Source organism: Chimaeribacter californicus (genome assembly GCF_002858675.1).
Lineage (GTDB): Bacteria > Pseudomonadota > Gammaproteobacteria > Enterobacterales > Enterobacteriaceae > Chimaeribacter > Chimaeribacter californicus.
The window spans coordinates 1-753 of record NZ_PJZF01000095.1 but is presented as its reverse complement, the minus strand read 5'-3'; the positions used below and the strand labels follow the sequence as shown (position 1 = coordinate 753).

1 protein-coding gene is annotated in these 753 nt (G+C 45.4%); it reads left to right on the top strand.

The features are described 5' to 3' along the window. Nucleotides 1–112 precede the first annotated feature (112 nt). Complete coding sequence (locus tag CYR55_RS23050) at nucleotides 113–505, top strand: S24 family peptidase (protein ID WP_101818607.1); 393 nt, start codon at nucleotides 113–115, stop codon at nucleotides 503–505. Nucleotides 506–753: the final 248 nt, after the last annotated feature.

Genomic DNA, 753 nt, shown 5'->3' with positions numbered 1-753 from the left:
CGATCTCGAACGTCACCTGTTGTTAAGAATATTCACGCCTTACTTTTCTTGACCTTTACTGCCCTTCATCGATACTGTTTATACATACAGTATAATAACGTAGGTCACTTTTATGGGCTTTCCTTCTCCCGCTACGGACTACATTGAGCACAGAGTTTCCTTGGATCGCATTGCTCAGCTCGACCCAAATGCGACTTACTACATGCGCGCCGGCGACGCATACCCATCAGTTGGCATCCTGAAGGGGTCTGTTTTGGTAATCGATAGCAGTTTAAGCCCTACTCATGGCTGTCTGCTGGTGGCCGCTATTGATGGCGAGCTATGTCTTAGACGCTATATTCAAAGGCCGGCACCGGCCTTGCAGTGTTTAAAAAAAGAGCATGGTGTAACTAAGATAAGCGAACTTGAAGCTGTAATGGGTGACAACTCCCCGATATGGGGGGTGGTTGCCTATGTACTGACTGATACCATCGGGCGAGGCTTTAAACCTGCGCCTGGTATTTAGCAGGCATTGCCGTCAGCATCTCTTTTTTATCAGTTCTTGAGACGTGAACACCTTAGCAAAGGAAAACTTCAAAATCCATCACTTATTAAGTTAAGTACATGTTTATAAAGATCTTTGTTAAGCCAGCTTAACACTCTCTGCTAAGCTGGCTTAACATTCTGGTGAAAAAAAAGCCGCATAATGCGGCCTTCAATTACTGACTCTAGGTGTCCTGTCAGGACAGAAACAGGTATTTGATCAGCGCCAGT